The organism is Candidatus Nitrosocosmicus agrestis, from assembly GCF_008389435.1.
Taxonomy (GTDB): Archaea; Thermoproteota; Nitrososphaeria; order Nitrososphaerales; family Nitrososphaeraceae; genus Nitrosocosmicus; species Nitrosocosmicus agrestis.
Window position 1 is genome coordinate 93,855 of sequence record NZ_VUYS01000014.1, and the last position, 6,638, is coordinate 100,492.

Consider the following 6,638-nt stretch of genomic DNA (forward strand, 5'->3'; position numbering starts at 1 on the left):
TAGGCATGATGATAACACAGAATTTCTTACCACTCAATCTATTGTAATATGATTAAAATGGATGAGTTGACGAAAACTATTCTTTATCGCTTTATCAAGTTGAGATAAAGATATAGGTTTGTATAAAACTTGAATTTTACCTATTTCCTTATATTTTTCAAAATCTTTTTTTTTCAAATTTGCGGCGGTTAATATTATAATATTCTTGTTTCTTGTCCTTTGCTTTTGCAATTGGTATAGGATATCAAATCCAGTATAAGTTGGCATCGCCATATCTAAAATAATAAGGTCATAATCTTTTGTTTGAATTTCAAGCAAGCCACTTCTACCATCGTTGACTTCCTTGCAAGAAATATTACACATGCGGCAATAGTCAGATATTGCATCAGAAGTAAACTTGTTGTCATCTATCACCAATATGTTCAAAGTAAATTATGTTATAATAAATCACTTATAAATTTTAAATAATGTTTTAACTGTTGTATTTAATTTCGTGTTTAAGAAAAACTTGCAAATTTGAATTAGATTTATCTAATCCAATTCTGTTAAATCACATTATAAATATTTGCCCAATGATAATGTTGAGTACATACACTGTCAGTTTCTCTTTCTAGCAGATATCTGATCTTATAAATAGCACTGTCGAATCGGATTAGTGTTAATACTTTAGGTGAGTAAAGCAACCATCAGAACTCACTCCTACGTCTTTAAATTTTCAGAATTGCACCAGCAAGACATTTTGTTGATGGCAAGACAAAATCATACAAAGTCAACCCTAAAGAATAATGCTAAAGTTTGAAATGAAATATACATTGACAAAAAATATAAGTTTACGTATGTATTCCAACGAGATTTTTATCCAATCTACTTAAAGTTTTTAGAAATCATTTAATAAATAAGATGCGGAACTATTTACCTTTTCTCTAGTGACCCATCTTTTTTATTTTTTAAAATTTAACACAGGGATTTTGTTTTCCAATTGTCAAGAAATAAAACTCACCCGAAAAGGATTGGGTATATTCACGGTCATTTTTAAGAAATAAAATCACTAGAGAATAGTTATCGTATATTAAAAAATTTTTAAAAGCAACTCCTCTGTTTACATAACATTATGATACTTTTAATTTATTGGAATCTTTGTTTCAAATCTCTTTAATTTAGTATTAAATTATTTCGTATATCAACTTTTTTTACAATTTTTTCATTTGATAAGAAAACAAATATCAAAGAATAATTTGACATATAACAGTGCTTCATTTTAATTCAAGTAGCATCCATATGCTTTATTTATCAAGATAATAATCTAAGAATAATTGAAAAGCAAATTTAGAATTGCTAATTAACTTTGGGCTCACTATAGGTATCAAATTAAGAGGCGATATTCCAAATCAAGTGAACTGAAAGACTTGATATTCAAAAGAAGGAACAAATTGCAATGTAGCGAAAAGTCATAATAATGCTTAAGTTCAAATAGATACTTAAACCAGCTTCGATGTTATACTTTTACAAACCTTTTCGACGAAATTGATTATTCAAACAAATGATCATATTCTTGATTCAATTTCAAAGCCAACTCAATAATCATCATATAGAAGCATAAAGGTCTAAAAATTATAAAAATCGACAAAGTAGAAGACATTTGTCATGAGGATTAAATCGTAACAATAAATTGAGTAATTAAAGACTATAATAAATAAAGTACACTCATACCATCTGATTAGGTATGTAAATAATATTCATAATACGGTCATAATTTAGGTTTCTTTGTATCCAAGATGATATATAAGCATATTAAAATTATTTGTGAGCTTGTTTTTCTTTATTGCTGTAAGCTGAATTTTAATAGAAAATTAATTTTACAAATTAAGACGCTTCTAAATGAACAACAAGGTTTTTTAGTCTTTATTAAGATAACTTAAAATAATCTTTGCAGCCTTTACATCACCGTCAAAATTCTTTTTTTTTCTTCTTGAGCCTAAATTTGATAAATATTCTGCAAAGATAGGTAATAAATTATTGATATCATTTGCAGAAAATCCTAATTTTTTTGCTCGTTCTTCTTGTTCAAAATGATTTTTTATTGGTATAAATATCCCAGGTGTTCCATAGGCAAAACATTCGTCGATAGTAGATTTGCCTGCTAATGAAATTACCAAATCTGATGCATAAATATATTCATTGATATTAGGTGCAAAACCTATATCAATATACCAATCTGATTTCTTTTTGAGAGTTATATCAGCAGGATTGGAAACTAATATATCAAAATCAAATTTATTCTTGAATCCCAATAGTGTTAGAAGAGCTTTATCTATCAGGTATGATCCGGAATTAGTACCTCCTGTTGTAATGAGAACTGTTTTTTTATGTAGACGTAATTTTTGTCGAAGCAAGTTTCTTTCCATAGTAATATCTCTCACGATGGGCCCCACATAGAAAATGTTATCCACACTGTCTCCAATTTCAGGTACGATTACACACTTGCTGTATGCGAGAAGTTTTTGCATAGATTGGTTTAAGTATTTTTCAAATAATGATATGATTGGGGTCCTTAAGAATTTAGTATTAAGAATATCAGTGATAAATATACTTGATATACCTTGTTCTTTAGATGCGGTCAAGGAGGCAAAATCCTCGTCAGAAATTACTAGGTCTTTTCCATTAGGGTTTTTATCAACAGATAGGAGTAGAGTTGTTGCAGTATTTTTGCACTTTTTATAATATAATAAATATTTTAATAACCATAGAAAATTATTTTTTAGTTCCCCATTGCGGATTGAGAATTGTGGAGGGAAATAGAGATTGGAGATGCTCGACCCACAAGACTCCCACTGCATTACAGCCTTATTCATGAACTGATAAGCATTAGATCCTGTAACAAAATTGAATTTTAAATTTTTGGAATATTCTATAATTCTTTGGGTTATAGCAATATCTCTAGTTACATGTCCAAGTCCAATAGGACTAGAAAAGAAATAGATCATAAATTTTTTGATACTGAGCCTGATTTAATGACTATGTTTGAAATAATTAGTTTAAACTTACAATATTTATTCTTAGGAGACTGCTTTAACTTGTCATTTGTTAAATTGAATAATCTAACTGCAGGAGCGTAGAATGAAAAATAAAACATTCACTTTAAAGATCAATCAAAAATAAATATTAATTTATTAACTTGTTAGGGGCAACCTTCCATTTTCTGGATATAATAACCATTTTGTTGAATATCTTTGGCTACTACTGGTGGTGCCTCTTGTATATGACAGAATTGACACTCTTCTTGAGTCATTTTTTGTCCACCTTGATCGACACTCTGTAAGTACTCTTTGCCATATTCTATTGCTTTTTCGTGAGGAGTATTTGCCTCGACGATTACATCAAAATGCATTATTCGACCATCTTTTTTAGTGACGTATGTATCATAAACTGCACATTCCATATTTTTTTTTCGTTGACATCATATTTAATTTATTACTTCGTTTTCATATTGGAAATCTAATTTATGAAAGGAAATGGTATGATTCTAAGGAATTTAATCCTTAAATGTCAGCTTTGAATATTCAAGTTTGGCTTTTCCAACAAAGTAAGAAAAAGTAATTAGGGTAAAACTTCAAAATAGAAAACTTTGCAAATATGCTTATAGTCTAGGAAATAGAGACACGACTAAAACAGAAAGAAAATCTTGAAACGTTATGAGTGCAAGTATATAAACAACCTGTAATCTGCATCTTTGTTATAGCTAGAACTTGGGTATGAATGTGAATGTTTGCTTTATTTGTTATGAAAAAGAAAACAAAAAAGTTGTGTAGTAAAGTACACAAACATTTAATTAATTTTCCTTAATAAACTAGGTAGTATCAGATTTATAAAAAGTATAAATAAAGTTGATAGAAAATAGACTGTTTGTAGGTGGTATCACCTAGAATAAATCATTTTCTCGTTATAAAAAACTGTAAATGGTTCAAACAATGCTTGTTGAAAATTATTTAGTTTTCTTTCTTTAGTTAGGCCACGGTAAACAATCATTAAATCCTTCATATTTTTCCTAACATATTTCTTATACCCTCATTAACCGAAATGTATCTTAAGGATAGACTTTAATTGAAAACCAAGGATTTTTGTGGCTACAAAGTAACTCTGTAATTACTAGTTGGTTTGGTTTTAGCAATTAATCAGGTTTTTTAAAAATCTTTCATATAACCATGAGACTTTTTTCCTTGACTTCCTCTGACAGGTAAATCAAAAATAATTTAGATAATACATCTATTGGCAGGTCTAGAAGATATGGACACAGACATAATTTAACTAACAGAGTTAGTAGTTTAATTTGAGGGATCACAACATACAACCAACTTAGAAGTGTAGAAGATATCAAATTGTAAAATAATATTTTAAAAAATGTTAGATTATGAAATATTAAGTGAAACTTTTCAAATGAACTGTCATAGTTTTCAATTCATGGGAACAGAGTAAATTAAAGGTTCCTCATGAAGATTCTTCAGATCCAGAAAATGGCCATGGCTTTGACCGTCACAGCTAGTCAAATACGGTATGCTGGAATTAACAAGAGAGTCCACTATTTCAGAAGAGGTGGCATTAGGATGATAACTTTTATAGACCGCAGCTTGTCCAGCTACAAATGGTGCTGCCATGCTAGTGCCACTGTCAAAAGCATATCCATCGTTCAAATATGTAGAAAATATATTGACTCCAGGTGCGGCAAAATCAATAGATTTGCCATAATTGCTAAAAAAGGCGGCGTAATCATCATTCCCAGCAAAGGTTCGATTTCCTTTACCACCACATTTTCCATCGCTATCAGATATCGCTGAAACCGAAATAACGCCTGGCACCCGTGCAGGAGATGTTAAGGCTACACTTTGATTACTATTACCTGCTGCAACTACATAAATTAACCCTTTAGATAGTGAATCATTTACTGCCTTGTCTAATTTGCTGGATGGAGGATTTTCTATACTTAGGTTTACTATGTCTATTTCATTTGCGTGGTCATTTACATATTGGATAGCTTTGACCTGGGAAGAGACTGGGCAATTTCCATCCTTATCGCACACCTTAATTGCCCACAACTTCGCACCAGGTGCTACCCCTAATATCCCCTGTGCGTTATCTTTTGCAGCAGCAATTCCAGCTATGTGTGTTCCATGACCAAGATCATCGTTACCGTTATCTACTCCATCTATAAAGGAAACATTTTTGTACACATTTAAATCTGGGTGGGTTAGGCTTATTCCAGTGTCTAAAATTGCTATATCGACATTTGAAAAGTCAAGATTACTTGATGAGTTCCTGACAGTGTTATTGGAATGAATTCCGGTAAAATTCAATATATTAGCGTTAATCCGTTCCAAACCATCTGGGACTGTTTGATTATTATATCTTAGTGAAGCTATTTTACCATTCAAATCCTGGTTTATGGCCAATATCCTGGGATCCTTAGTTAGTTTGTCGATAAACATCTTTTCATTCTCGCTACTTGTCCCGTTTGTATTAATTACGAAACCAGGCGGATCCTGAAAAACAAATTTAATGTTTCCATTAATCGAATACTCATCAGACAATGTTTCTGAGTCAGTAGTAATATTTTCATTTAACCAGACTATGTACTGGGAAGGGATTGGTTCAAAATACAAATTAGGAGTAAAAGATCTTTCAAACAGATAGATGGTTGGGGTAGTAAGGTTCCTATTTAAAGAAATGTCAAAAGTTTTGTAATTGGCAGGGTTTAATTGATCCCAAACTTCAATCTTGTACCAACCAAATTCTAGGCCAGATAAAGTTATTGTAGACGGATCAATATCGCAGTCAAAAAAGTCGTTATTTACGAAGTAAAGGGACTGGTTTTCATTGTAGGGGTTTGGAGTAATTTGATAAACTTGTGAAAAATCAGAATTTGTTTTTAGGGTCAAAGAACCAGTTTGAACGGCACTAGTATCATCCCGATCGTTACAGTTATCAAGTATTGTTTGGTACTCCAAGGGTAAGGGTTCATTAGTATCAGGCGTTTGAGGTTCATTAGTATCAGGCGTTTGAGGTTCATTAGTATCAGGCGTTTGAGGTTCATTAGTATCAGGCGTTTGAGGTTCATTAGTATCAGGCGTTTGAGGTTCATTAGTATCAGGCGTTTGAGGTTCATTAGTATCAGGCGTTTGAGGTTCNTCAGGCGTTTGAGGTTCATTAGTATCAGGCGTTTGAGGTTCATTAGTATCAGGCGTTTGAGGTTCATTAGTATCAGGCGTTTGAGGTTCATTAGTATCAGGCGTTTGAGGTTCATTAGTATCAGGCGTTTGAGGTTCCAGTGGTCGTGTGACTATGATAGTCACAGAATCTGGATCACTAGTTGCAGAATCAGTGCTTACAATTAACTGGAATGTAAGTTGAGTCTCTTGTTCAACTTGCGGTGATACAAATGTGGGATTCACGGAATCTGCATTGTTCAAAGTAACTTCCGGACCATCAGTTTGTGTCCAAGCATAACTTAAGGAAGGTTGAACATCATCTACACCATCGCTAGGAAAGTAGCTTTTGCTTCCGTCTAGTTGAGTCAAAGTCTGACCAGGTACAGTAACGTCCTGACCAGCATCAGCAACGGGTTTTAAAGTCATAACAGGTGGAGT

General features: G+C 32.1%; 4 protein-coding genes. All 4 read right to left on the reverse strand.

Going from position 1 to position 6,638, the window contains the following annotated elements:
* Nucleotides 1-33: 33 nt before the first annotated feature.
* The 4 genes from F1Z66_RS10155 to F1Z66_RS10170 all read right to left on the reverse strand — a co-directional run bounded on the left by F1Z66_RS10155 (nucleotide 34) and on the right by F1Z66_RS10170 (nucleotide 6,626).
* Nucleotides 34-414 carry a response regulator gene (locus F1Z66_RS10155; RefSeq protein ID WP_195907524.1) on the reverse strand — a complete coding sequence of 127 codons (381 nt, stop codon included), beginning with the start codon at nucleotides 412-414 and terminating at the stop codon, nucleotides 34-36.
* A gap of 1,481 nt (nucleotides 415-1,895) precedes the next feature.
* The gene (locus F1Z66_RS10160; protein ID WP_149863495.1) at nucleotides 1,896-2,984 is read right to left on the reverse strand and encodes a glycosyltransferase; all 1,089 of its coding nucleotides are present in this window, start codon (nucleotides 2,982-2,984) and stop codon (nucleotides 1,896-1,898) included.
* A gap of 194 nt (nucleotides 2,985-3,178) precedes the next feature.
* The gene (locus tag F1Z66_RS10165) at nucleotides 3,179-3,439 is read right to left on the reverse strand and encodes a DUF2024 family protein (protein WP_149863496.1); all 261 of its coding nucleotides are present in this window, start codon (nucleotides 3,437-3,439) and stop codon (nucleotides 3,179-3,181) included.
* Nucleotides 3,440-4,451: 1,012 nt separating this feature from the next.
* Entirely contained in the window at nucleotides 4,452-6,626 is a 2,175-nt protein-coding gene (locus F1Z66_RS10170) for a S8 family serine peptidase (RefSeq protein WP_438502943.1), read from the reverse strand.
* Between the last annotated feature and the right edge of the window lie 12 nt (nucleotides 6,627-6,638).

Bases quoted from the DNA above. Each gene is read 5' to 3' on its own strand.
- F1Z66_RS10160 (WP_149863495.1), bottom strand. From the start codon at position 2,984: ATGATCTATTTCTTTTCTAGTCCTATTGGACTTGGACATGTAACTAGA.
- F1Z66_RS10165 (WP_149863496.1), bottom strand. From the start codon at position 3,439: ATGGAATGTGCAGTTTATGATACATACGTCACTAAAAAAGATGGTCGA.